Genomic DNA, 24,195 nt, shown 5'->3' with positions numbered 1-24,195 from the left:
GATATGGTGAAGAGGCTTTTCGCAACGATGGCCGCTGCCTGTGCCTTCGTGCTCGCTTTCGGCTTGCCGTCCGTTGCCTGCGCGGCTCCCGCAGTTGGCGAGCCGTTGGTGGTGTACGACGGTGCGGCGAAGGCGTGGCACGGCGAGAACCTGCAGGAACAGGATGTTATCGCGACGGCTGCCGACGTCTTGCCCGGAGACGTGATCGTGCAAGAGTTTCAGCTCGCCGCCCGCCATGTCGAGCGGGGCGTGACGCTGAGCATGCGCCCCGATGCACCCGGCGCGACGCTGGACGCTTTGGGTGATGCGATGATCGAGGTGCGCGATGATGCGGGTTCGCTCGTCGCGCAGGGAACGCTCACCGAGCTCGCCTCGGCGGAGGGGGCACCCCTCGCCCTCGGTGCCTATACCGCCGATAGCGCTCGGGGCCTGCGCATAACGATGGCGGTGCCCACGAGCCTCGGCAACGAGGCGCAAGACCAGTCGTATGAGATCAAGTGGATCTTCACCGCCCAAGAAGATGGCGAGAGCGTATCGGCGGGGTCCGACGACCTCCTTGCGCAGACAGGCGATAACTTGCTCAGCACCTACGGTCCGTTTGTTTTCGGTGTACTGGGCGTGCTGTTAATTACGGGCGCCATCATTCTAAAGAAGCGGCGGTAGTTCAAGGCAACGCTGTCAATCCCGCGTTTAGTCGCGTCTTATGTCATGACGCGGGGGCTGTCTATTTTGAGAGGGCGGCCGCCTGGGCGCGCATTCCGTGATGACCATGCAGCCACGTGGCCCGCCGATGCGGATCGGCGGTGTTAACGACCCCGCAGGGAGAGCATAAGTTGCTGATGGTCTCGAAGCCCTCGCAGCGCTACACGGGCTTAAGCCCCACCGCACCTCGAAGGGCGTTGAGCAGGTTTGCCTGCTTGGTGCGATGGCCTTTTCCTTGGTACCTAAACCGCACGTGGGCAAAGCGGTATATGATGCGCGCGATGGCTTCGAGCGCTTGGATGTCGCGCATTTGGTCGCGTTGAATAACGATAACGATGATACCCATGCAGCGAAGGCCGTTGTTGCGGTTGCCGTCGTGGATGCGAGCGGGGAGCTCCTCGTGCCCCGTGCCGTTGTATTCAACGTCGACGTTGGCTGCGGGAATGAAAACATCGGCAACGGCATAGGGCATGCCCGATGACATGAGCACTGCGTCATGCGTAAAGTCGATGCAGTGGTTGAGCAGCATGCCGTCGGGTAGCGCGGCGCAATTAAAGCCCCCGTACTGCATGGGGAATCCGAGCATGCAGTACTGGATGGTTTCTGCCGGCGAGGCGGAATTGGGTGCGACGAGGTCGACCGCTCGGCGAAAGGCATGGTCGCGGCTGCTTTTGGTCCACTTCGCGATTGCCCTGAGTTGCTTTATGGTGGCTGCGGGCTCGCATGAATAATGGGTCTGTTCAATCTCGACCTGCTGGTTGCCGTGTGTGCGGTGCGTTGCTGCTCCGTCGGGCGCGCCAAGGGACGTGTCGGAGACGTCGTTAATCTCTGGGTCGATCTCGGTGGAGGTGTCGAGGCCGCTGAGGTGCGTTTCGGCTGACGCGGAATTGGGGATCCGGATGCCGTCCATTGACGACCACGTTTCGCCCCTCGCAATGGAAAGCGTTGCATCGTGAGGCAGGGAATACGTTCCAAGAAGCTCCATGAGGAGCGTGGCGATTTCTGGGACGGAGCGGCCACGCGAATAGAGATATGCGGTGAACGCGGGGGAGGTGCAGTAAAGACCGCGCTCGATTTCGAGGATGGATCCAGCGGGAAGATCGCGCGACATAACATGGCACGTCAGGGGCTTTCTGGCTCGGCGACATATTGGGTCAGATACGAGAACGTCAAGGCGCTCACCGTCCTCGCCATTCCAAAGGGCATAGCGACCAAGATAATCAAAATCGAGTGTCGAGAGGTTGGGCTTGCAATTCGCTAGAACTCGGCGTTGTTCGGCGACGGTAAGCGACCTCCACGGAACGGCAGAATACGCCCCTCGTGCACGCCTGATTGCGCGCAAGGCCGAAATATGTGAAAAAACAAGTGCGTCCATGTAAAGAAGCTACATCAAGGCGCGCGCCCGTGGCACGAGAAACGTGAATTGGGAAAAGTGGCTAAAAATTACCGTTTTGTATCGTCCGTCGGCTGCTGGCGGACGATTCCGACGGTCTTGGGCTCTTGTGGTCAAAGAAAACGCGGCGAAACTGCTTAAAAATGGGCACAAACAAGCGAATAGGGCCGAATGAGGGTGGTTGATGGCACCAAGAACTGCTTCTAGGATCATTTGAGGGATACAAAACGGTAATAATTAGCCATTTTTCTAGAACCTAGATGCTTCTTAGTGGAGCACCATGGAGGTAAGGCTCTCCATGAACGAAAACGGAGTTGATCGGAAAGAAAAAGCCCCCGTTTCCCAGGCTCCAGCCTGGAAGACGGGGGCAACCTGCCGCAGAACTCTGCTTGGTGCAGCTATGAGCGCGGCTACCTTACATGGCGAAGTCGCCGCCCACGAGCGTGCTTACGGACTGCTCGTAGTACACGGCGGAGATGGTCTCGGCGAACTCACCGGCGACGGAGATGGTCTTGATCTTGCCGCCCTCCTCAACGGGGATGGCGTCGGTGACCAGGCACTCGACGATAGGCGCATCGTTCAGGCGCTGGATGGCCTCGCCGGAGAAGATGCCGTGGGTTGCGCACACGTAGATGTCGCCCGCACCGAGAGCCTTGAGCTCGCGCACGTTGGCGCACAGGGTGCCGGCGGTGTCGATCATGTCGTCGTTGATGATGCAGGTCTTGCCCTCAATATCGCCAATGATGCCCATGACTTCGGCCGCGTTGTGGCGTGGACGGCCCTTGTGCGCGATGGCGAGGCTGCAGCCGAGCATGTCGGAGAGCTTCTTGGCGGCCTTGGCGCGACCCACGTCGGGGGAGACAACGACCAGATTGTCGGTATCGAAGCCCTTGGCGTCATAGTAATCGGCAAAGAGCGGCAACGCGGAAAGGTGGTTCACTGGGATGTCGAAGAAGCCCTGAATCTGGCCCTGGTGCAGGTCGAGCGTGATGATGCGGTCGACGCCGGCGCACTCGAGCAGGTTGGCGACGAGGCGGGCGGTGATGGGCTCACGCGGGCCGGCCTTGCGGTCCTGACGGGCGTAACCGTAGTGGGTGATGACGGCGGTGATGGAGCGGGCGGAGGCGCGCTTGGCGGCGTCGGTGGCGATGAGGAGCTCCATCAGCATGTCGTTGACGTTCCCGCCGGCGACGGACTGGATGAGGAACACGTCGGCGCCACGGACGGTCTCGTCGTAACGGGCGTAGATCTCGCCGTTGGCGAACTGCTTGAGGGTGAGTCCGGAGAGCTCAACGCCGAGCTGGTTGGCGATCTTCTGGGCGAGCGGACGGTTGGAGGAACCGGAGTACACTCGCAGGATCTTGCTCATATCAACGGTCTTCTTGGGATCGGTTGTTGGCATGACTTCTCCTTTATACGCCACAACATCCATACACCTTCTATATATTAGCCACTTTGCCAGCTATTTGACCATCGATAATCCGCCCAAGGAAACTTCATCGGTGAGAGGGGCGGTATTTCAATTGGGGACAGGTACAAATTGAAAATATGTTGGGCCTGCGGCGTTCATGAAAAAGCCGGCCTTCCGAAGTGACGGATGGCCGGCGGACCCTTGGCGAAGCACCTCGGGCGGCATGTTCAATTTGTGCCTGTCCCCAATTGAAACTTAGAGGCGAGCGCGGCGCTTCTCGGTGTAGCCCTCGATGATGCGCTGGTCGCTACGCTCGACGGCGAGCGCGCCGCTGGGCACGTCACGTGTGATGCAGCTGCTCGCGCCGGTGATCGCGTCGTCGCCGATGTTCACGGGGGCGACCATCATGGTGTCCGAGCCAATGAACGTGCGGTCGCCGATGGTGGTGGCGTGTTTGTTCTTGCCGTCGTAGTTGCAGGTGATGGAGCCCGCGCCCACGTTGACGCCGGCGCCCATGGTGGTGTCGCCAATGTAGGAGAGGTGCGGCACCTTGGAGCCCACGCCAATGGTGGACTTCTTGATCTCCACATGCGTGCCCACGTGCGCGCGGTCGAGCAGGTGCGTACCCGGGCGCAGGTAGCAGCGGGGGCCGCAAGTGACGCCGTTCTCGATCGCAACATCGATGGCCACGGTTTCGTCGAGCGAACAGTTGTCGCCGGCGACCACGTTGGTGAGGCGGGTGTTGGGGCCGAGCTGGCAGCCCTCTCCGATGCGGCAGGTGCCGATGAGGTGGGTCTGCGGCCACACGACCGTGTCGCGACCGATTGTCGCGTCGGGGGAAATCCACGCCTGGGCGGGATCGATGAACGTGACGCCCTCGGTCATGAGGTGCTCGTTGATGCGGTCGCGCGCGATGGCGGTGAGCTCGGCGAGCTGCACGCGGCTGTTCACGCCCAGGCCGTCGCGGTAGTCATCGCAGTGGAAGATGGTGACGGCATGGCCGTGGCCCTTGAGGATCTCGACCATGTCGGGCAAGTAGTACTCAGCCTGCGCGTTGTCGTTGCCGATTTCGCCGATGTGGGCGGCGAGCAGCGCACCGTCGAAGGCGTAGCAGCCGGCATTGCATTCCAGCAGCTCGGCATCCTGCTCGGGCGTGCAATCCTTCTGCTCGATGATGCGGTTGACCGAGCCGTCTGCGGCGAGCTCGATGCGGCCGTAGCCGAAGGGCGCAGGCGGAGTGAAGGTGAGCACCGCACCGGCGTGTGTGCCGTTGGCGACCGTGTTGGCGAAGGTGCGGATGGTGTCGGCCTGGATGAGCGGCAGGTCGCCGTTGAGGACCACGATGGGTCCGGCATCGATGCCGGTGGCCTCCAGCGCGCAGCGGACGGCGTGACCGGTGCCGAGGCGCTCGGCCTGCTCGACGCACTCGACGACACCGGCGGCAGGCGTGCCCTCATAGGCACTGGCGATCATGGCGCGGACCTCATCGGAGTGGCTACCCACAACAACGATGACGCGGTTGCAGCCCGCCGCGAGCGCGGAGTCGATGACCCAACAGGCCATGGGCTTTCCCAAAATCTTGTGAGACACTTTGGCATGGTTTGACTTCATGCGCGTGCCCTCGCCGGCGGCCATTACAATCGCGGTAACATCCATATATGGCTCCCAAAGATTGGTTGCAGGTTCCACGCGCGCATGGCGCGCGTAATGCGATGATACCGCAGCGTGGGAGGCGGATGGTGCGCACCGGGGGATGCGCGTGCAATTGTCACAGGGGAGGTGCGCTCTTGGCTCGGGCAGTACGACACACGGCGTTCGACGCCATGCACCCCGTGGTGCCCGCGGTGTTCATCACGATCACGCTCGCTCTTACCATGTTTTCGATGCATCCGGTCTTGGTGGCTATCTCGTTCGCCGGCGGATTTGCATACGCGGCGTGCGCGCGCGGCATCTGGGCGGCGCTGGGGTCACTGCGCTGGCAGCTGCCGGTGGTTCTCGTGATCACCCTGGTGAACCCCCTGTTCGTCCACATGGGGTCGACCGAGCTGTTCGTGTTCTTTGGGCGACCGGTCTTTATGGAGAGCCTGCTCTACGGCTGCGCGATGGCGCTTTTGTTCCTCGCGAGCGTTCAGTGGTTCGCCGCCGCCTCCGCGATGCTTTCGTATGACAAGGTTTTGGGCTTGTTGGGAAATTCGATTCCCGTTGTGGCACTTATGGTCTCGATGACGATGCGCCTGGTGCCGAGGTTTTTGAGGCAGGGTCGCGCGATTGCGTCAGCGCAGGATGTGGCGCGGAGCTGCGCGGTGTCTGCGGGGGGCGGTGCTGAGAACGGTGCAGAGGCGAGGTCGAAGAAGCACGGTTCGCAGGGGCCGCGTGCGTCGCGGGCGAGCGCGGAGGCCGTTGTCGGCGCGTCGGAGTGGCACCTGCCGTTGAGATCGGGGGGACGCGCTGCCCGGGGTCGAGGGCTGCCCGCCGGCGTTGCGAGCCGGTTGCGTCAGAGCTCCGTGCTCATGGGGTGGGCTATGGAGGACTCGCTTGAGACGGCCGACGCCATGCGCGCCCGGGGCTGGGGCGCCTGCAAGCACAGGACGACCTACATGCCGTATCGGTTCACGCCGCGCGATGCCGCCGCGGCGGCGATGCTGCTGATGGGAGGGCTCCTGTGCGCGTGGGTCTCCTGGACGTTGACCGCGCCCTACGCGTTCTACCCGCGTCTTAGCCCTATTGATATGTGGTGGGGGTACCTGCCGTACGCAGCCTGGATGTTCACGCCCGCCGTGCTCCATATATATGAGATGAGGAGATTCACATGAGCGATTGCCAAGCCGGTACGGGCAACAGGGGGCTCGGCGTGGATGACGGAGGGCCCTGTGCGGACGATGGGCTTTGCACGGGCGGCACGGGGTGTCGTGCGGACGACGGCGGAGCTCGCGCGCAGGCCGAAGCCCCCGCACATGCGCTTGCCCCGGCGCTCTCTTTCCAAGGTCTGACTTTTTCCTATCCCGATTCGCCCGCGCCTGTTCTAGAGGATGTCTGCCTGAGTATCGAGCCGGGCGCGTTTGCCCTTTTGGTGGGCGATACCGGTTCGGGCAAGTCCACCCTGCTGTCGCTGGTGAAGCCGCAGATTGCGCCAGTTGGCCGCCGGGCAGGATCGGTTCGGGTATTCGGGCATCCGGTGGACGACCTTTCGGACGAGGAATCTGCCCGTACGGTGGGGTTTGTCTTTCAGGATCCCGACAACCAGATCGTGTGCGACAGCGTATGGCACGAGATGGCGTTTGGCCTGGAGAACCTGGGCGTTCCCCAGGCCGAGATGCGGCGTCGCGTGGCGGAGGCGGGGTATTTCTTTGGCATGGGCGACTGGTTTCGCTGCGCCACGGACGCGCTCTCGGGCGGGCGCAAACAACTTCTGGCCTTGGCATCCACGCTGGTGATGCAGCCGCGCCTGCTGCTGCTCGACGAGCCCACCGCGCAGCTTGATCCCATTGCGACCAAGAATTTCCTGCATGCGCTGTTTCGCGTGAATCGCGAGCTGGGCTGTACGGTGATCGTGGCCACCCATGCGCCGGAGCTCATGGCAGATTACGCCACGTGCGCGTTCGAGCTGCGGAGCGGCCGCGTGCACGAGGTGGCGCTCGAGGAGTTTGGCCGCCGCGTTTCCATACGAGGAGCTGCAGGCGAGGCGGCTGCTACGACCACGCACGCTGGTCGGATGCGCGCCGGTGCCGCGAACGGCGGCACTGCCGTCGAGGTGCGTGGTGCGTGGTTTCGCTATGGACGCGACGAAGATTGGGTCCTGCGCGGCACCGAGCTGTCCGTGCGCACGGGCGATCTGCACGCACTGGTGGGTGGCAATGGCTGCGGAAAGTCCACGCTGCTGGCGCTGATGGCGGGAACGAAACGCGTACAGAAGGGTGCCGTTTGCATCGATGTGCGCGAGAGGGCCCTACTGCCGCAGAACCCCAAGGCATTGTTCGCCGAGGAGTGCGTGCTAGACGAGCTTATGGAATGGTCGAGCGTTGGAGCTTACGGGCCGCAAGAGGTCGAGGCCATGCTTTCGAGGCTCGGCCTTGCCGACCGCGCTGCTGCGCATCCGTATGATTTGTCGGGCGGTCAGCGTCAGCTGCTTGCCTTGGGCAAGGTGCTCCTGGTACGGCCGCGCTTGCTGCTGCTCGATGAGCCCACCAAGGGGCTCGACCGCGCGGCTCGCCGCAGGGTCGCGGAGGTGCTCGAGGAGGAACGCGCGCGGGGTGCCACCATCGTTATGGCGACGCACGACCTGGAGCTCGTCTCGAGCCTTGCCAACAGCGTCTCGCTGCTGTTTGACGGCGAGGTTGCCTGCACGGAGCCTGCCGACGAGTTCTTCCGCAACAACATCTTCTACCGGCTGTGATGTACATGAGGTTTGACGACGAGAAACAGCGTGCTGCGGCATCGCCTGACGGGCTGGCCGCCTATCCCGGAGGAGCCCTGCTCGAGGTCGTGCTCCTCGCTGCGGTTCCGCTTGCGATGGGATTGGCCCTCGTTGCGGGCTTTGCCCAAACGGCGCTGCTCATGTTGCTGGTGGTGACGGTGGTGCTCGCCTTGTTCTTCGCGGGGTACGAGGCGGGTCGTCCGGCGCTGAGGCAGATTATGCCCACGCTTGTGCTCTCCGCCCTTGCGGCCGCCGGGCGTATCTTGTTCGCCGCGGTGCCGGACTTCAAGCCGGTCTCGGCCATCGCGATCATCGCCGGAGCCACCCTGGGCCGCCGAAACGGCTTCATGGTTGGGGCCCTCGCCGCGCTCGCCAGTAACTTCTTCTTTGGTCAGGGCATGTGGAGTCCGTGGCAGATGTACGCCTGGGGCATGGTCGGATACCTGGGCGGAGTGCTCGCAAGCGCCGGCGTATTCGACAACCGCGCCACGGGTAAGCCGCGTATGGTGACACTCGTCACATGCGGACTTGCTTCTGGGGCCCTCTACGGCGTGATCATCAACGCCTACGGCGTCTTGGGGTTCGTGCGCCCGTTTACCTGGCCTGGCGCTCTGACGTATGTGGCGGCATCTCTGCCGTTCGACGTCATTCACGGTGTGGCGACCGCGGTGTTTCTTGCGGTCCTGTATGGCCCGTGGACGCGCCGCATCAACCGCGTGGCGCGCAAATACGGCCTGCGTGGGTAGACTGATCCCATGCAAACATCGTATGTAGCTGATTCGACCGGGCGCGTGCCCACCCGGAGGTCCACATGCACGGAGACAGCATTCTCCTCGCCACGTTTGTCATCGCCCTCGTCGCGGCGTTTTTGGGCGGCATCCTCGCCCGTGCCGCGCGCCTCCCACCGGTTGTGGGTTACCTGCTCGGCGGTCTTGCGGTAGGGCCGTTCACCCCGGGCTTCATCGGAGATTCGCATGCGATGAGCCAGCTTGCCGAGGTGGGCGTCATGTTCATGATGTTCGGCACCGGCCTGCACTTCTCCTTCGACGACCTCGTGGCCGTGCGTCGCGTTGCGGTGCCGGGTGCCTTGCTGCAAACAGCCCTCGGCACACTCACCGGCTGTGGGCTGGGCCTTGCTCTGGGCTGGCCGATCGAGGCAGGCGTCATGCTCGGCCTGTCCGTATCCATCGCTTCGACGGTCGTGCTCATCAAAAACCTGGCCGACGCGGGCCTCGCCGACACCGAGGGCGGCCGCATCGCGACGGGATGGCTCATCGTGGAGGACCTGATCACGGTGGTGATTTTGGTGGTGCTCCCGGTGGCGTTTCGCGCGGGGCTCGCAAGCTCGCTCACCATTGCGGCGGGTTTGTCGCAGATTGGCGAGTTCTCGTTTCTCATTGGACAGACGGGCATGGCGCTCGGCGTGCTCACGCAGGATCAGTACAGCCTGATTCTTGGCGCGGCGGTGCTGTCTATTGCGCTGAACAGTTTTGTGTTCAAGGCGCGCATGCCGCTTGAGCACGCGTTGGGTGGGGTTCCCGCTCTTGCGCGGCTGTATGGCGAGGCCGTCGGCACTGATGCGCCCGGCGCGGGCGCGCTGGATGGGTTCTCGTCCGGCAAGGTCTTGCTCGATGGTGCCGCGCCCGAGGGGGTCGATGCTGGCGGATTGCGGGATTCGGTGCCGCGCGCGGATAACGCGCTTCGCGGCGGCCTGGAGTTGTTCGGGGGCGCGCGCCATGCGCCCGCCCGCCCGCGATTGCCGCCGTTGCTTACAGCTCGATCTCCAGCGTGACGGGGCAATGGTCCGAGCCGAAGATGTCGCTGCGGATGCCCGTGGCGCGCACGCGGTCGGCGATGGAATCGCTCACCAGGAAGTAGTCGATGCGCCAGCCCGCATTGTTCTTGCGTGCGTTGAAGCGGTAGCTCCACCAGCTGTAGGCGCCCTCGAGGCCGGGGTTGGCGGCGCGGAAGGTGTCGGTGTAGCCGGCGTCGAGCAGCTCGCCGAACTTGGCCCGCTCCTCATCGGAGAAGCCCGCGTTGCCGCGGTTCGACTTGGGGTTCTTGAGGTCGATCTCGTTATGGGCGACGTTGAAATCCCCGCAGGTCACGACGGGTTTTCCGGTCTCGTCCTCGAGGGAGCGCAGGAAGGCGCGGTAGGCGTCGTCCCATGCCATGCGCACGTCCAGGCGGGCGAGCTCGTTTTGGGCGTTGGGCGTGTAGACGTCCACGAACCAATAGTGCTCGAACTCGAGCGCGCACACGCGGCCCTCGGTTGCCGCCGCGGCAACCAGCTCGAGGCGGTCGTCGTCGAGTCCCGCCCCGCGGCCCGCGGCGAGCACGGCGTCGGCGTGGCGGACGGAGAGGGGCTCCTCACGGCTGAACACGGCGGTGCCCGAGTAACCCTTGCGCTCGGCGTAGCTCCACGTTTGGTGGTAGCCGGGCAGGTCGATGTCGACCTGGCCCTCCTGCAGCTTGGTCTCCTGCAGAGCGAGTACGTCGGCGTCGAGCTCGGCGGCGATGTCGGTGAAGCTCGGGTCCTTCTTGAGGACGGCGCGCAGGCCGTTTACGTTCCAAGAGGCGAGGCGGTAAGTCCGGGTGGCGGTCATAGAGGGCTCCATTTCTGCACCTGCAGAGTGCGTCAACGAGCTACATCTGCAGGGCGATGTAAGGTTTCATTCGGGTAACTATACTAGAGGAAATGGGAAATCGCGTGCGAGTGTGACGCGCCTGCCCTCGCTGGATACAATAGAGGGACTCGAACGTTCTCGAAAGGATCCTCATGGCACGCGATTCCAAAGTCTGGCGCTGCGGCAAGTACGAGCTCAAGTTCGATCGCCCGCGCATCATGGGCGTCCTGAACGTGACCCCCGATTCGTTTAGCGATGGCGGCGAGCACCTCGACACCGATGCCGCGATTGCGCACGGGCTCAAGATGCTCGACGACGGTGCCGACATCATCGATGTCGGTGGCGAGTCCACACGCCCCGGCTTTACCCCGGTCGATCCCGATACCGAGGCGCAGCGCGTGTTGCCCGTGGTCAAGGCCCTTGCGCGGGCGGGTGCCATCGTGTCGATCGACACGCGTCACGTGGAGGTTGCCAAGGCCGCCGTGCGCGTGGGCGCGTCGATCGTGAACGACGTGACGGGCTTCACGGACCCGCGCATGGTCGATTTTGTGAAGGATAGCGATTGCGGCCTCGTGGTCATGCATGCAGGTGAGGTGGGCGAGTTTGAGCGTCCGCGCACCCACACCGCCGTGCAGCTTGACACCTCGGCCGCCGCGTTCATGGCCGAGAAGGCTCGTGAGGCGGAGGCCGCGGCCCGCGCCTTGGGTGCAACCGGCAAGTCCAAGCGCGCTGCCAAGGCCAAGCTTATCTCGGGCATGATTCAGCCGTTGCAGCCGCAGCTCCCGTTCGATGCCGCGGCGGTTGGCCCGAACGGCGACGCCGCCGCGCTCGGCGACGAGTCTCCCGCCGCCGAGAGCGAGGTCGTCGCGCTCGATATGCCCCAGTCCGCCGCCGTTGCCGCGGAGCCCGCAGTAGCCGGTGACGACCTCGCCTCCGTTATGGCACGTTCCGCCGCTCGCACGGGCTCGGGTAACCGCACGTCGCAGCTCCGCCGCTTCACCCTGCCCGATTCCGCCCCCATCATGCGTCGCGTCATGGGTTTCCTCTCCGATCAGGCCCGCGCGCTCATTCACGCGGGCGTCGACCGCGAGCGCATCTGCCTCGATCCCGGCCCCGGTTTTGGCAAGGATGCCAACGAGGACATCGTGATTCAGCGCGAGATGGGCAAGATCGCCTCGCTCGGCTATCCCACGCTGTGCGCCGTGTCGCGCAAGCGCCTGGTGGGCGCCATCGCCGGTGTCGAGGACGCACATGACCGCGACATCGCCACCTTCGGCGTGTGCCTGGGAGCTATCGAGCAGGGTGCCAACATTGTTCGCGTGCACGACGTTGCGGGCTTTTACCAGTTCCTCAACGGCTTCTGGGCCATTGCGCGCCCTCAGCCTCGCCGCGCATACGTGGCGCTCGGATCGAACAAGGGCCAGCGAGAGGAGAACATCCGCGCCGCCCGCGACCTCATTGCGCAGATTCCCATGACGTGTGTCTCTGCCAGCTCGCGCATCTACGAAAGCGAGCCCGCGTACGAGACGCGCCAGCCGGCATTCGCCAACGCCGTGGTTGAGATCAAGACCGAGCTCGCTCCGCTCATCCTGCTCGAAGAGCTCATGAAGATCGAGCAGAAGCTCGGCCGCACACGCGGCAAGGGTACACGCCCCAACGGCCCGCGCGTTATCGACTGCGATCTGCTGTGGATGGATAACGAGATCCATGGCGGCGAAAAGCTACGCCTCCCGCATCCCGGCCTGGGCGAGCGCGATTTCGTGTTGGTTCCGCTTGAGGACCTCATGCATAACCCGGCGCGCTTCTTCCGCTACGAGGGCCTCGACGTCAAGGAGCCCGAGGACCGCGTGGGCCACGTAGTGGCGGAGCTCGGCACCCTGTAAGCCGCCCGCTCGCGTCCGCGGTGGGGGAGCGCATGCAGGCACCGCGCTGGGCTGAACTGGGTCAGGCTGAACGGACCCAGCCCAGGCCAGCCTGACCCAGTTTGGGCCGGGTTAGGCCAGGCGGCGGTAGATCTCGCAGATGCCCTTGATGGTGAGTTGGGTGTCGACCACATCGAAGACGTCGGTGGCCTCGGAGACGATGCCCGCAAGTCCGCCCGTGGCTATGACGCACGCGTCGTCGCGCCCCAGCTCGCGCTTGATGCGCGCGACCAGCCCCTCCGCCATCGCGGCGGCACCCACCACCGTGCCGCTCTGCACCGCCTCGACGGTGTTGCGCCCGATGGCATGCGCCGGAGCTTCGAGGGGCACGCTGGCCAAACGGGCCGCGCGGGCGGTAAGGGCATCGAGTGACACGCGGATCCCGGGGGCGATACACCCGCCGATATACGCTCCATGTTCGTTCACCACGTCGATGTTGGTCGCTGTGCCAAAGTCCACCACGATGCTCGGGCTGCCATAGAGCGCCGCTGCCGCGGTGGCGTTGGCAATGCGGTCGGCGCCGACCTCGGCAGGTGAGGCTGCCTCAATTGCGGTTACGGCGGAGGTTTGCGCCCCGACCACGATAAGACGCGCGCCAATCACTTCGGCCACGCCCTCCCATTCGCGCATGAGCTGAGGGACGACTCCGGCGAAGGCAATGGCATCCACGCAGGAGAGCTCGAGTCCGTCTTTGCGGAAATAGCCGAGCAGGCGCACGTGTATCTCGTCTTTGGTGAAGGCGCGGTCGGTGGGCATGCGCCAGGCATGCAGGAGCTCGTTGCCGTCAAACAGGCCGAGGGCGGTTTGCGTGTTACCCGTGTCGATGGCTAGCAGCATGATGATGAACCTTCCGTTAACGGGGAGGAATTGCCGCACGATGCGGCCTGCCAGCGCACATTGTATACTTATTGGCTGTCAAAAACGCAAAGAGCGCCGCCATGGGCTCCCGCCGCGTCGGGGCGTCCGCGTGGCGAGGGCATGAGGAGCGACATGAACAAGAAGGCCAAGCGTCGTTTAGTGGTGATGGGCGGCATCATTGCCATTGCCATGCTGGTGATCGTGGCGATTGCGGGGGCGGGTGGTTCCGCTTCGTCGGTTACGGTCGCCGACGTCGCAACTGGGTCGTACCAAGGTAAAAAAGTCCAGGTGAGCGGCGTGGTCGTGGCAGATTCCATCGAGAAGGACGGCGCGCGTGTGACCTTTGACATCGCGCCTGAGGATGAGTCGGGCGCGCCGAACCCCTCGGTTCGTCTGCGCGTTGGCTACGAGGGGGCGCTGCCCGCGACGTTTGGCGCGGGTGTTGTGGCCATCTGCACGGGTGACGTGGACAACCCGCCGTTCCTCAACTGCACGGAGATGGTCACCAAGTGCCCGTCCAAGTACGAGAGCGCCGAGGGATCCCTCACGGTGAAGGGTCTGCTCGACCAGGCGGACGCCATGCTGTTCGAGGACACCAAGGTGTGCGGTTATGTTGAGGGTGACGTCAACGATGCCAGCTCCGCCATTCGATTCACCATCGAATCCCAGGGCGCTACGCTCAACGTGGTGTATAACGGAGGGCTTGATGAGCAGATCGCGGACGGCGTCGCCGTGGTCGTGTCCGGTCATCTTGATTCCGATGGCAACTTCGTGGCGACGGAGCAGCCTGCAATTGATGCCTCCATCACCAAGTAGGGACGTAAAGGACAACGAAATGGGCCCGTGGGCGCGCATGGCGTCGACGCGCGGGATGTCGAGATACGGGAAAGGTGCTGCATGGTATCGACGATAGGTAATGTATTCCAGGCGCTCGCCCTGGTATTCGCGCTGGTGTCGGCAGTGCTGCTCGTGGCGAGCGGCAAAGTGGCAAGTACGGGGGCGGCAGGCTCCGGCGCCGCACCCTCAACGGCCCCGGAACCCTCGGTGCCGATTGCGCGCATGCGCCACGCTGGGCAGGCGTTCGTCTACGCGAGCTTTGCCCTGCTGACGGCATGTGTGGGCATCATCCTCGTGTGCATGCTCACGGAGAATTACAGCCTAGCGTATGTGGTTTCGAATTACCCCGCGACGGACAGCCCCCTGCAGCCGCTCTACCGGGTGAGTGCCGTGTGGGCCGGTCGCCAGGGATCGCTGCTGTTGTGGACGTGGCTCATCTCCGCCTTCGTTGCCGTGCAGGCGTGCCGTCGCCGCCGCGCACATGAGGACCTCACGTTGGTGGCCCTGGGCGTGGCGCAGGTCATCGTCGCCCTGTTCGTCGCAGCGCTCGTGTTCTCGAGCTCCAACAATCCGTTCATGCCCACCGCCGCCGAGCACCTCAACGCCGACGGCACGCTCGCCAGCAAGATCGGCGGCATGAACCCGTTGCTCATGCATTGGGCGATGATTCTCCACCCGCCGGCGACCTTCATCGGCTACGCCGCCATGACGTTGCCGTTCGCGTACGCCATGGCGGCTCTTATCACGGGCGATCTTTCGGCCCGCTGGGTCGAACTGTGCGACCGCGTTGCGGTGTTCGGTTTTATCTTCCTGTCCATCGGCATGGGCCTGGGTGCCGTGTGGGCGTACGTGGTCCTGGGCTGGGGCGGTTTTTGGGCATGGGACGCCGTGGAGAATGCGAGCCTTATGAGCTGGCTCACCTGCGTGGCGATGATCCACAGCTTTACGATGTACCGCAAGCACGGCATCTTCAAGCGTTGGAGCATGTTCACTGCCACCATCACGTTCATTTTCGTGGTGCTTGGCACGTTCATCACGCGCTCGGGCTTGGTCCAAAGTGTGCATGCGTTTGCCGAGGACCCGGTGTCCACATATTTCTTCCTGGCGATTATGGTGGCAAGTGGCCTAGCGTTTTTGCTTGGCCTGCTGTACCGTCACGGCGAGATCGGCGAGGATGACGACCAGATCGAGTCGATGCTCTCCAAGAACGGATCGTACTACCTCACGAACATCATCATGGTGATGGCGGGCGCGCTCGTGGCCTACCTTACGGTGTCGAGCGCCCTTCCCACATGGATGCCGCTGGGCGGCGCCGTGGTCGCGGCGGGTGCGTATAACGCCGTGGCGCGGCCGGTCGCCGTCGTGGTGCTACTGCTCATGGCTGTGTGTCCGCTCCTTGGTTGGCGCAAGACGCAGGGCCCTGCGTTTTGGGGGCATATGCGCCGCCCGCTTGTGGTGGCCGCCTGCCTTTTTGTGGCCGGACTTGTGCTCTTTGGGACGAAGCTGATGCCCACCTACAGTGCCATCTTGACCGATGGCGGATCGGCTGCCGACGCTTTGGCCGAACAGGGGCCCGCGGTGTATTACTTCGCGCTGACAATCGTGGCCCTCGCGGCTATTTCGCTGCTGATTGCCACTTCGGCCTATCTACTGGTGCGCGGGGTGCGGGCCCGCATGCGGAACAAAGGAGAGGGCGCGCCGGCCGCCGCGTTCAACCTGTTCCGTCGCTCGCCTGCGCAGGCTGGCGGCTACCTGTGCCACCTGGGCATTGCGATCGCCGCGCTCGGTCTGGTGGGTTCCATGATGTACGTGCGCGATGTGACGGTGAGCCTTGCCGGCGAGAAGGGCGAGTCTGTTCAGGTGGGGGGCTACGTGCTGACCCTGACCGATACCGAGCGCTATGCCGACAGCCAGGATAACGAAGTCATGCGCGTGGAACTTGATGTGGCTGATGAGCAGGGGAGCCTAATGGGGCACGTGGCGCCTTCCATGAAGGTCGCCGCCGCAACGAGTCAGTCGACCCTCGATGCCGCGGTGCTTACGCGTCCGCTCGAAGACTTGTTCGTGGCGTTCCAGGGCCTGAACGCCGACGGCACGCTTTCCATCAACGTCAAGGTCAACCCGCTCATCCTGTTGACCTGGGCGGGCGGCGCCATCTCGACTTTAGGCATCGCCTTGGCATTCGCGCCGCGTCGTGCCACGCCGCTGCTGGCGGCAGACGAGCGCACTCGTGCCCAAGCGAAGGCGAATGCGCGATGACGGCCCGTCCCCTGCCGTTTGCCCCCGGTTCCCGCGATGGGGCTTTGGGAGCGTGCGATCCGTTCGCCATTGAGGCGCGTGGCCTTGTCAAGCAGTTCGGCGGCAGGCGCGCGTTGGATGGGGTCGACCTCGTGCTGCCTCAAGGCGCCTTCCTCTCAATATTTGGCCCCAACGGCGCCGGCAAGACCACGTTGCTGCGCGAGCTCGCCTTGCTGGCGCGCCCCACATGCGGCGAACTGCGTATGCTCGGCGTAAATGCCCTGGAGGAGCCCGATGCCTTGCGCGCTCGCGTAGGGCTCATTTCCCACAAGCCGATGCTCTATGGAGACCTGACCGCCCAAGAGAACCTGGCGTTCTTCGCCTCGCTCTACGGCATGGCGGGTGCTGCGGCACAGGCGCGCATCGACGATTTGCTGCGTTTGGTCGAGCTCGATCATCGGCGGAACGACTGCGTGCGTACGTTCTCGCGCGGCATGCAGCAGCGGCTCTCGATTGCCCGGGCACTTATCAGCGACCCCGAGATCGTGCTGCTCGATGAACCCTATTCCGGACTCGACCCTCATGCGGCGGAGCTCTTCGACCAGCTTATCGACCGTGTGCGCGAGGGGCGGACCTTCGTGATGGTGAGTCATGACCTCGAGAAGGGCTACGACCTATGCACCCATGCCCTCATCCTGGCGCAGGGCGCGGTCGTGGTGTGCGCCCAGAAGGCCGACGTGGACCGCGGGGCATTCCGCGACTTGTATTTGGCGACCGTGGGAATGGGGATGGCGTAGATGGAGGAGAAGCGGGAGAGCCTGCGTCGTGGCGACGCGGGGGCGCAGGGTGCCGTTGTTGCCCTGGGTGCCGCCGTTAGCGCGGGTGCCGTCGGCGCCCCGCGCGCCTCGGACGCCCCGGCCAAGCCCTCAACCTCCAAACCCTCGGCGTTCGCCCAGTATCGCGCCCTGTTGGGCAAGGACGTGCGGCAGGAATTGCGCACGCGCGAGATGCTCACCTCGATGGTTGTGTACTCGCTTTTGGTGCTGACGGTGTACGGGGCCGCGTTGGCGCAGGTGGGGGACAAACTGCAGGTTGTCTCCTTTTCCGGCGGTCTGCTGTGGGCACTTATCGTGTTTACGAGCCTGCTTGGTCTCAATCGCAGTTTTTCGCACGAGACCGAGTCGGGCTGCCTGGAGGGCATCCTGCTGGCGCCGGTTGACCGCGCGGTCGTGTTCTTGGCCAAGACGACTTCGAATCTGCTGTTCCTGCTCGCCGTTGAGCTGGTGACCGTACCGCTGTTCTTCGTCTTCTTCCTCTCGGGTGCACCGCTGTCCGCCACTGCGCCGATGATCGTGCTGCCGTTGTTGGTGGGCACGGTGGGCGTCGCCGGTGTGGGCACCTTGCTGTCGACCATGGCGATCGACACGCGCGGCAAGGACGTCTTGCTCGCCATCCTGTTCATACCGGTGGCGTTTCCGCTGCTGTATGCATGCGTCTCGGCCACCGGCGTCGCGCTCGCTGGCGTTGAGGGAACCTTTGCCACGTTCTGGAGGAGCCTTGCGCTCGCCGGCACCTACGATGTCGTGATGATTGCAGCCGCTTGGGGCCTCTACGAGTTCGTTCTCGATTCGTGATCCAACGAGCTGGTACCATACCTAATCAAAAAGGAAGGGGGTCTTGTGACCTTGAAGAAATCTAATGCAATGGTGCCCGCCCTGCTCGTGCTGGGCGCGCTGCTCATCGCGACTGACGTGGTATGGACGTTCACCTTGGCGCCGCTCGTGCAGGGTGCGCGATTGTCCGAATCCGTGGTGATTGCGGGGCAAATGGTCACCACCAAGTTGCTGCTGAGCCAAAAGATCTTCTACCTGCATGTTCCCGTTGCGATTGCCTCGTTCGTGTTCATGGGGGTGGCGGCTTACCACGCCCTGCGGTTCCTCGTGACCAAGGACCGTGCGCGCGATGTGCGCTCGCGCACCGCCATGCAGGTCACGCTTGTGTTCATCGTGGCAACCATGATCTCGGGCGATCTTTGGACGCGCTTCGAGTGGGGCGTCTGGTGGGTGTGGGAGCCTCGACTCACTACGTACTTCATCCTGATGCTGCTGGTGATTGGGTACTTTGTGCTGCGCAACGCGCTCGATGATCCCGAGAAGATCGCACGCTTCGCCGCAGTGTTTTGCGTTGTCTCGTTTGTGGATGCGCCCATTTCGTTCCTCATCACGCGCTTGGTGCCGAGCTCGGTGCATCCGGTGGTGTTCAGGACGGATTCTGGTCTGCCGCCGCTTATGCTCATTCCGTTTTTGCTGGGTATGGCGGGTATGCTCATGGTCGCGTTTGCTCTGTATCGCTATGCGCTGCGTGTGAATGCCGCCGCCGATGAGGTTGAGGAGCTCAAGCGGCGCCTTGAGGATCTCGATTCCGCCGCGTCCCGTGCGGCCGCCGCCGAGGCGCTTGAGCGCCTGCGGACAAAGGCCGCGACCGTCGTTGCCGATGGCCGCGATGGCGCCAGCTGCGCCGCGGTCGTTTCTCCCGCAACCAACGAGCCTGAGGAGGGCTAAATGGATCCGATTCTTTCCGAGGTCTATTCGACTGTTTTGCCTGCAGCGCCCTTTGTCTTGGCTGCATATGTGGGCATCTTGCTGGCGTTGTTTGTGTTCGTACTCTCCTTGTGGCGCAAATCAAAGCGCACGGAGGCCGACATCGAAGCGCTCAGGCGCGCGCTCGAGGAGCGGGAACGGGAGTCCCGATAGGGCACATTCCTTCTTCTGCGAAAGCTTAAACCCCTAAAAGCCAAAACGACCCTTGGCAGGTGGCTGTCAAGGGTCGTTTTCCGTATATCACGTGAAGATGCGTGTGCCTTACGATGCCCTTGTGAACGAAGGTAGGGGTGCTGAGCTGGGGTGTCAGGACATGCGGACTCAGGTGCAAGCCATGCGTGAGAAGCCGTTGGAGAACTGGTCGGAAGCGCCTGATACGCTCGTGCTCCACACAGAGAAGGAGGACGAGATGACCGGGTTGTGCGTGAAGGCGGATCCAAATGCGGGACCGCGGGGCTTTTTGGAACAAGCACTCATCGATTCGGTGAGCGATGAGCAGGCGGGTGGGGACAGTTGGTGCGGAGTACCGCTCGGCAGATGGCTGCGCGATGAGGGCCGTGTTCCCATGCGAGCGGCAAAGACGCATCTAAGCAGGTTGGCGGCGTATGCCAACAGTACGGGGGAGACGATCACCGTGGTGAGAAACGGCATCCCCTGGTTCGAGATACGACCCCTTGCCGCCGATTTCATGTCGACGGTGTAGCCACACGCAAAAACTTCGCCCACCCGTACCCGCAAAGCGCGGTTCGGGTGGGCGAGGCGAGGGATTGGGCAAAGATGCGGGGGCTTGTCCGCTATTCGAGTTCGAATGCGCCGGTGTAGAGCTGGTAGTAGTAACCCTTCTTGGCGATGAGCTCATCATGCGTGCCGCGTTCGATTACGCGACCGTGGTCGAGGCAGATGATCACATCGGAGTTGCGGACCGTCGAGAGTCGGTGCGCGATGACGAACGTGGTGCGTCCCTGCATAAGGGCATCCATGCCGCGCTGGACAATCGCCTCGGTGCGCGTGTCGATGGAACTCGTCGCCTCATCGAGAATCATCGCGGGCGGATCGGCGACGGCGGCACGGGCGATGGAGACGAGCTGGCGTTGGCCCTGGCTGAGCTGCGAACCGTTGCCGGTAAGCATGGTGCTGTAGCCATCGGGCAGGCGGCGGATGAAGTCGTCGGCACCTGCGAGCTCGGCTGCCTTGATGCACTCCTCGTCGGTCGCATCGAGCTTGCCGTATCGGATGTTGTCCATGACGGTGCCGGTGAACAGGTTGACGTCCTGGAGCACCACGCCCAGGGATCGGCGAAGGTCTGCCTTCTTGATCTTGTTCACGTTGATGCCGTCGTATCGGATCTTGCCGTCCGCGATGTCGTAGAAGCGATTGATGAGGTTGGTGATCGTGGTCTTGCCTGCGCCCGTAGCACCGACAAACGCCACTTTCTGACCGGGTTTGGCGTAGACCGAGACGCCGTGCAGAACCTCATGGTCGGGGGTGTAGCCAAAGTCGACATCGACCATGCGGACATCGCCGCGCAGCGGAACGTACGTCACGGTGCCGTCGGCCTTGTGCGGATGCTTCCACGCCCAGAGGCCCGTGCGGTGATCAGCCTCTTCGATCTCCCAGGTGCTGGGGTTGACCTGGGCGTTGACAAGCGTCACGTACCCCTCGTCAACCTCCGGCTCCTGGTCGAGCAGCTCAAAGATGCGGTCCGCTCCGGCGAGACCCATGACCACGGCGTTGATCTGCTGGGAGACCTGTCCAATCTGGCCGCAGAACTGTTTTGTCATATTGAGGAAGGGAACCACCACGGCGATGGACAGCGGAAGGCCGGAGAAGGAGAGGTTGGGCACGCCGAGCGCCAAAAAGACGCCACCGGCAAGCGCAACCACGACATAGATGAGGTTGCCGAGGTTCATCAGGATGGGCATGAGGATGTTGGCGAACATGTTGGCCTTCTGCGAGACCTCGAAGAGCTTCTCGTTGCGCTCGTCAAAGTCCTCCTCCGCCGCATGTTCGTGGCAAAACGCCTTGACGACCTTCTGGCCGTTCATGACTTCCTCGATGTGTCCCTCAACAACGCCGAGCTCGGTTTGCTGCGCGATGAAGAAGCGCGCGGAGTTGGAGCCGAGCAGCTTGGTGAGGAACGTCATGACGGCTACACCGGCGATGATCACCAAGCCCATCCATGCCGAGAAGTAGAACATGATGAACAAGACGGTGGCGAGCACGATGACGGTTTGTAGGAGGTTGGGAAGGGACTGCGAGATCATCTGGCGCAGCGTGTCGATGTCGTTGGTGTAGTGCGACATGATGTCGCCGCGCTGGTTGGTGTCGAAATACCTGATGGGAAGGTCCTGCATGCGATTGAACATCTTCTCACGGAGCTTCTCGAGAGAGCCCTGCGTGATGACGGCCATGTAGCGATTCCAGAACAGGGAGGAGAGGTTGCCTATGAGGTAGATAATGGCGAGGACGGTCACGAGGCTCACAATCTTGGGCTGTGCCGCCGCCCAGTCACCCGTCTGCCAAGAGGACGAGATGACTTCGAGGGCTTTCTGCAGGAAGAGCGAGCCAACTGAGTTGATGAGGCCGCATAGGAGTACGCCGGCCATGACCAACGGCAACAGGACGGGGTAGAACGAGAACAGCATCTTGACGAGACGCTTGAGCGTTCCGGGGCGGCGATTCTTTGCGCGAGCTGCGGTGGTTGCCTTACTCATGCGCCTCACCTCCTTCCTGAGCCTCCTCGCTCATCTTGTTTTGAGAGACGAATGTCTCGCGGTAGATCTTGGAGCTCTCCATGAGCTCGTCGTGCGTACCGATGCTGGCGATGCGGCCGCCCTCCATGACGATGATGCGGTCGGCGTCCTGCACACTCGTAATGCGCTGCGCGATGATGAGCCTGGTTGTCTCGGGCAGGTATTCGGCCAGACCGGCGCGGATCTTGGCGTCCGTCTTGGTGTCGACGGCGCTCGTGGAGTCGTCGAGAATCAAGATCTTGGGGCGGCGGAGCAGGGCGCGCGCAATGCAGAGGCGTTGCTTCTGGCCACCGGAGACGTTGGAGCCCCCCTGCTCGATCCACGTATCGTAGCCCTTGGGGAAGCCGTCGACGAACTCGTCGGCACAGGCCAGGTGTGCCGCCTCTCGGACCTCATCGTCGGTGGCATCGGGATCGCCCCAGCGCAGATTGTCGGCGATGGTGCCGCTAAAGAGCACGTTCTTCTGCAGAACCATGGCGACCTGATGACGCAGGGAGTCGAGGTCGTAGTCGCGAACGTCACGCCCGCCCACACGGACCGTGCCCTCGGTGACGTCGTATAGGCGTGCGATGAGGTTGACGAGCGTGGACTTCGCGGATCCGGTACCGCCGATGATGCCGATGGTCTCGCCGCTGGCGATGTGAAGATCGATGCCATCGAGCGCCTGCCGCTCGGCATGCTCGGAATACTTGAAGCTCACGTTGTCGAAGTCGATGGAGCCGTCCGCGACCTCATAAATGGGTTCGTTCGGATTGGCGATGGTGGGCTCGTCGTGAAGCACCTCGACGATACGATTGGCGCTTTCCTCGGCCATGGTCACCATGACGAAGATCATGGAGAGCTGCATGAGGCTCATGAGAATCTGGAAGCCGTAGGTGAAGGTGGACGAGAGCTGGCCGACGTCGAATAGCTCGCCCTGGCTCGTGATGATGAGCTTGGACCCGAGGAAGATGATGAGGACGAATGCGCCGTTGACGCACAGGTTCATCATCGGGTTGTTGAAAGCCAGAAGCTTTTCGGCGCGGGTGAAGTCGGCGCAGACGTCCTGCGCGGCGTGCGCGAACTTCTGCTTCTCGTAGTCTTCGCGCACGTAGCTCTTTACCACGCGCATGCCGGTGACGTTCTCCTCGACCGATTCGTTGAGCGCGTCGTACTTGTGAAACACGCGGGTGAAAATGGGGCCGACCTTGTGGATGATGAAACCAAGACCGCCACCGAGCAGCGGAATCATGGCGAGATACACGAAGGAGATGGAACCGCCCATGGCGTAAGCCATCGCGAACGCGAAGACCAGCACGAGCGGCGCACGGACGGCGATGCGGATGATGAGCATGAACGCCTGCTGGACGTTGGTGACGTCGGTGGTGAGGCGTGTGACCAGCGAGGAGCTGGAGAAGCGGTCGATGTTGGCGAACGAGAACGTCTGGATCTTGTAGAAGAGGTCGTGACGGAGGTTCTTGGCGAATCCACAGCTCGCGTAGCTACAGGTAATGCCCGCAGCGGCACCGAACAGCAGCGATATGAGAGCGATGACGACGAGGACCCCGGCCGTGGGCAGGATCTCGGCGACCGTTGCGCCGTCTTTGATGACGTCGATGAGGTTGGCAGTCACAAAGGGGATCGCCATCTCGCAGGCGACCTCGAACAACACCAAGATTAGCGTGGCGATTGTGGGCCACTTGTAGTTTCGAATGGATGCAGCAAGCGTATTAACCATCTAACTCCTCCCAGGTCACACGGATCTTCTCGAGCATTTCGGCGAGTTGTTCTTGCTCTTCGACGGTGAGTGCCGAGAACGCGGCGCGTCTGAAGGCCTCCCGCTTGTCGTGCTCGTGCTGGGCGAGCTCCCGACCCGCCTGCGTGAGGTGCACGAAAAGCTGACGGCGGTCCTTGGTGTCGCGCGTACGCTCAATGAGCCTCGCACACTCCATTTTGGATAGGATCTCCGACAACGAGCCGGGCTTGATCTCAAAGCGAGATCCGAGTTCCTGCTGCGAGAGTCGGCCCCCACAGCGGTCGAGCATGCACAGGATGGGCACCTGCCCCGATCGCCCACCGCCGTGAAAGTGCATATAGTGCCCGCAGAAACCCAGGCCCTGCAGGATGCGCTTGGCACGGGCAATGTCCTCGTCAGTCTTCGCCGGGGCGCTCGCGTCAAGCGCCTCGTGGTACTCATGGTCTGTCATCTCCACCTCCCATATATGTCATTGTTGTTTGGCCGTGTAGAGATTAGGACTCTTGCGAACAACAGTCAAGGTACCAAATAATCAGGAACCGAATTAATTTTTGGTTCGTGCGCAACCCGTTTTAGAAGCATTCCGTCAAGCTTGAGGTTTTGCCGCATTTTGACTCCCCGCTGAGCGGCCGATTGATTAGACTCGCAAACACGCAGGTAGAAGAGGTTCTACGGCTATGAATGCTTGGGAATTCGCGCAAAACT

At 63.0% G+C, this 24,195-nt stretch carries 21 protein-coding genes; 13 read left to right on the top strand and 8 right to left on the bottom strand.

The genetic code is table 11. The annotated features are described in order from the left end of the window. The first annotated feature begins 3 nt into the window (after positions 1–3). Complete coding sequence (locus Q5Q88_RS04445) at positions 4–663, top strand: hypothetical protein (RefSeq protein ID WP_302741983.1); 660 nt, start codon at positions 4–6, stop codon at positions 661–663. A gap of 199 nt (positions 664–862) precedes the next feature. On the opposite strand, the gene Q5Q88_RS04440 is transcribed toward Q5Q88_RS04445, so the two are convergent. The 3 genes from Q5Q88_RS04440 to glmU all read right to left on the bottom strand — a co-directional run bounded on the left by Q5Q88_RS04440 (position 863) and on the right by glmU (position 5,162). Further along, positions 863–1,813, bottom strand: coding sequence for a hypothetical protein (locus Q5Q88_RS04440; RefSeq protein ID WP_302741981.1), 951 nt, complete (start codon positions 1,811–1,813; stop codon positions 863–865). A 697-nt stretch (positions 1,814–2,510) separates the two neighbouring features. Then, positions 2,511–3,497 (bottom strand): ribose-phosphate pyrophosphokinase, encoded by a 987-nt coding sequence (locus Q5Q88_RS04435; protein WP_302741979.1) that lies wholly within the window; start codon positions 3,495–3,497, stop codon positions 2,511–2,513. A 264-nt stretch (positions 3,498–3,761) separates the two neighbouring features. Next, a complete protein-coding gene (gene glmU / locus Q5Q88_RS04430; protein WP_302741977.1) occupies positions 3,762–5,162 on the bottom strand; it encodes a bifunctional UDP-N-acetylglucosamine diphosphorylase/glucosamine-1-phosphate N-acetyltransferase GlmU in 1,401 nt (466 codons plus the stop codon). Between the two features lie 131 nt (positions 5,163–5,293). On the opposite strand from glmU, the gene Q5Q88_RS04425 reads away from it, so the two are divergent. The 4 genes from Q5Q88_RS04425 (at position 5,294) to Q5Q88_RS04410 (ending at position 9,712) form a co-directional block, all read left to right on the top strand. Beyond that, complete coding sequence (locus Q5Q88_RS04425) at positions 5,294–6,319, top strand: energy-coupling factor transporter transmembrane component T (RefSeq protein ID WP_302741975.1); 1,026 nt, start codon at positions 5,294–5,296, stop codon at positions 6,317–6,319. After that, complete coding sequence (locus Q5Q88_RS04420; protein ID WP_302741973.1) at positions 6,316–7,899, top strand: ABC transporter ATP-binding protein; 1,584 nt, start codon at positions 6,316–6,318, stop codon at positions 7,897–7,899. Before Q5Q88_RS04425 ends, Q5Q88_RS04420 begins: the two co-directional genes overlap by 4 nt. 5 nt (positions 7,900–7,904) lie before the next feature. After that, positions 7,905–8,666, top strand: a complete 762-nt coding sequence (locus Q5Q88_RS04415) for a DUF6580 family putative transport protein (RefSeq protein WP_302741971.1) — start codon at positions 7,905–7,907, stop codon at positions 8,664–8,666. A 65-nt stretch (positions 8,667–8,731) separates the two neighbouring features. Beyond that, a complete protein-coding gene (locus Q5Q88_RS04410) occupies positions 8,732–9,712 on the top strand; it encodes a cation:proton antiporter (protein WP_302741969.1) in 981 nt (326 codons plus the stop codon). On the opposite strand, the gene Q5Q88_RS04405 is transcribed toward Q5Q88_RS04410, so the two are convergent. Continuing rightward, the gene (locus Q5Q88_RS04405) at positions 9,690–10,526 is read right to left on the bottom strand and encodes an exodeoxyribonuclease III (protein ID WP_302741968.1); all 837 of its coding nucleotides are present in this window, start codon (positions 10,524–10,526) and stop codon (positions 9,690–9,692) included. The two genes, Q5Q88_RS04410 and Q5Q88_RS04405, sit on opposite strands and share 23 nt — an antisense overlap. Positions 10,527–10,699: 173 nt before the next feature. Here Q5Q88_RS04405 and folP point away from each other — a divergent pair, with 173 nt between their 5' ends. After that, positions 10,700–12,430, top strand: coding sequence for a dihydropteroate synthase (folP, locus tag Q5Q88_RS04400; RefSeq protein WP_302741967.1), 1,731 nt, complete (start codon positions 10,700–10,702; stop codon positions 12,428–12,430). Between the two features lie 111 nt (positions 12,431–12,541). Here the strand turns inward: folP and Q5Q88_RS04395 are convergent, their stop codons facing one another. Then, complete coding sequence (locus Q5Q88_RS04395; protein ID WP_118654058.1) at positions 12,542–13,306, bottom strand: type III pantothenate kinase; 765 nt, start codon at positions 13,304–13,306, stop codon at positions 12,542–12,544. Between the two features lie 153 nt (positions 13,307–13,459). Here Q5Q88_RS04395 and Q5Q88_RS04390 point away from each other — a divergent pair, with 153 nt between their 5' ends. The 7 genes from Q5Q88_RS04390 (at position 13,460) to Q5Q88_RS04360 (ending at position 19,705) form a co-directional block, all read left to right on the top strand. Continuing rightward, positions 13,460–14,143 carry a cytochrome c maturation protein CcmE gene (locus Q5Q88_RS04390; protein ID WP_118654059.1) on the top strand — a complete coding sequence of 228 codons (684 nt, stop codon included), beginning with the start codon at positions 13,460–13,462 and terminating at the stop codon, positions 14,141–14,143. Positions 14,144–14,224: 81 nt separating this feature from the next. Continuing rightward, positions 14,225–16,423 carry a heme lyase CcmF/NrfE family subunit gene (gene ccsA / locus Q5Q88_RS04385; protein ID WP_118654060.1) on the top strand — a complete coding sequence of 733 codons (2,199 nt, stop codon included), beginning with the start codon at positions 14,225–14,227 and terminating at the stop codon, positions 16,421–16,423. Next, the gene (locus Q5Q88_RS04380) at positions 16,420–17,199 is read left to right on the top strand and encodes an ABC transporter ATP-binding protein (protein WP_302741964.1); all 780 of its coding nucleotides are present in this window, start codon (positions 16,420–16,422) and stop codon (positions 17,197–17,199) included. The genes ccsA (Q5Q88_RS04385) and Q5Q88_RS04380 overlap by 4 nt, the downstream gene beginning before the upstream one ends. Then, positions 17,200–18,036 (top strand): heme exporter protein CcmB, encoded by an 837-nt coding sequence (locus Q5Q88_RS04375; RefSeq protein WP_302741962.1) that lies wholly within the window; start codon positions 17,200–17,202, stop codon positions 18,034–18,036. A 45-nt stretch (positions 18,037–18,081) separates the two neighbouring features. After that, positions 18,082–18,963, top strand: coding sequence for a cytochrome c biogenesis protein CcsA (gene ccsA / locus Q5Q88_RS04370; RefSeq protein WP_294122257.1), 882 nt, complete (start codon positions 18,082–18,084; stop codon positions 18,961–18,963). Beyond that, entirely contained in the window at positions 18,964–19,155 is a 192-nt protein-coding gene (locus tag Q5Q88_RS04365) for a hypothetical protein (RefSeq protein ID WP_118654063.1), read from the top strand. Positions 19,156–19,336: 181 nt separating this feature from the next. After that, a complete protein-coding gene (locus Q5Q88_RS04360; protein ID WP_147352853.1) occupies positions 19,337–19,705 on the top strand; it encodes a type II toxin-antitoxin system Phd/YefM family antitoxin in 369 nt (122 codons plus the stop codon). Positions 19,706–19,796: 91 nt separating this feature from the next. Here Q5Q88_RS04360 and Q5Q88_RS04355 read toward each other — a convergent pair whose 3' ends face one another. Genes Q5Q88_RS04355 through Q5Q88_RS04345 form a run of 3 tightly spaced genes read right to left on the bottom strand, consistent with a single transcriptional unit; the run spans position 19,797 to position 23,941 of the window. Continuing rightward, complete coding sequence (locus Q5Q88_RS04355) at positions 19,797–21,716, bottom strand: ABC transporter ATP-binding protein (protein ID WP_294122259.1); 1,920 nt, start codon at positions 21,714–21,716, stop codon at positions 19,797–19,799. After that, a complete protein-coding gene (locus Q5Q88_RS04350) occupies positions 21,709–23,472 on the bottom strand; it encodes an ABC transporter ATP-binding protein (protein WP_302741958.1) in 1,764 nt (587 codons plus the stop codon). The genes Q5Q88_RS04355 and Q5Q88_RS04350 overlap by 8 nt, the downstream gene beginning before the upstream one ends. Beyond that, positions 23,465–23,941, bottom strand: a complete 477-nt coding sequence (locus Q5Q88_RS04345) for a MarR family winged helix-turn-helix transcriptional regulator (RefSeq protein ID WP_302741956.1) — start codon at positions 23,939–23,941, stop codon at positions 23,465–23,467. Before Q5Q88_RS04345 ends, Q5Q88_RS04350 begins: the two co-directional genes overlap by 8 nt. Positions 23,942–24,195: the final 254 nt, after the last annotated feature.

The organism is uncultured Collinsella sp. (genome assembly GCF_959026545.1).
In the GTDB taxonomy this organism is placed as follows: Bacteria; Actinomycetota; Coriobacteriia; order Coriobacteriales; family Coriobacteriaceae; genus Collinsella.
Note: the sequence above shows the minus strand (reverse complement) of the source record. Positions and strands in the feature narration are given on the sequence as shown.

Bases quoted from the DNA above. Each gene is read 5' to 3' on its own strand.
- Q5Q88_RS04445 (WP_302741983.1), top strand. From the start codon at position 4: ATGGTGAAGAGGCTTTTCGCAACGATGGCCGCTGCCTGTGCCTTCGTG.
- Q5Q88_RS04440 (WP_302741981.1), bottom strand. From the start codon at position 1,813: ATGTCGCGCGATCTTCCCGCTGGATCCATCCTCGAAATCGAGCGCGGT.
- Q5Q88_RS04435 (WP_302741979.1), bottom strand. From the start codon at position 3,497: ATGCCAACAACCGATCCCAAGAAGACCGTTGATATGAGCAAGATCCTG.
- glmU (WP_302741977.1), bottom strand. From the start codon at position 5,162: ATGGATGTTACCGCGATTGTAATGGCCGCCGGCGAGGGCACGCGCATG.
- Q5Q88_RS04420 (WP_302741973.1), top strand. From the start codon at position 6,316: ATGAGCGATTGCCAAGCCGGTACGGGCAACAGGGGGCTCGGCGTGGAT.
- Q5Q88_RS04415 (WP_302741971.1), top strand. From the start codon at position 7,905: ATGAGGTTTGACGACGAGAAACAGCGTGCTGCGGCATCGCCTGACGGG.
- Q5Q88_RS04410 (WP_302741969.1), top strand. From the start codon at position 8,732: ATGCACGGAGACAGCATTCTCCTCGCCACGTTTGTCATCGCCCTCGTC.
- Q5Q88_RS04405 (WP_302741968.1), bottom strand. From the start codon at position 10,526: ATGACCGCCACCCGGACTTACCGCCTCGCCTCTTGGAACGTAAACGGC.
- folP (WP_302741967.1), top strand. From the start codon at position 10,700: ATGGCACGCGATTCCAAAGTCTGGCGCTGCGGCAAGTACGAGCTCAAG.
- Q5Q88_RS04395 (WP_118654058.1), bottom strand. From the start codon at position 13,306: ATGCTGCTAGCCATCGACACGGGTAACACGCAAACCGCCCTCGGCCTG.
- Q5Q88_RS04390 (WP_118654059.1), top strand. From the start codon at position 13,460: ATGAACAAGAAGGCCAAGCGTCGTTTAGTGGTGATGGGCGGCATCATT.
- ccsA (WP_118654060.1), top strand. From the start codon at position 14,225: ATGGTATCGACGATAGGTAATGTATTCCAGGCGCTCGCCCTGGTATTC.
- Q5Q88_RS04380 (WP_302741964.1), top strand. From the start codon at position 16,420: ATGACGGCCCGTCCCCTGCCGTTTGCCCCCGGTTCCCGCGATGGGGCT.
- Q5Q88_RS04375 (WP_302741962.1), top strand. From the start codon at position 17,200: ATGGAGGAGAAGCGGGAGAGCCTGCGTCGTGGCGACGCGGGGGCGCAG.
- Q5Q88_RS04365 (WP_118654063.1), top strand. From the start codon at position 18,964: ATGGATCCGATTCTTTCCGAGGTCTATTCGACTGTTTTGCCTGCAGCG.
- Q5Q88_RS04360 (WP_147352853.1), top strand. From the start codon at position 19,337: ATGCGTGAGAAGCCGTTGGAGAACTGGTCGGAAGCGCCTGATACGCTC.
- Q5Q88_RS04355 (WP_294122259.1), bottom strand. From the start codon at position 21,716: ATGAGTAAGGCAACCACCGCAGCTCGCGCAAAGAATCGCCGCCCCGGA.
- Q5Q88_RS04350 (WP_302741958.1), bottom strand. From the start codon at position 23,472: ATGGTTAATACGCTTGCTGCATCCATTCGAAACTACAAGTGGCCCACA.
- Q5Q88_RS04345 (WP_302741956.1), bottom strand. From the start codon at position 23,941: ATGACAGACCATGAGTACCACGAGGCGCTTGACGCGAGCGCCCCGGCG.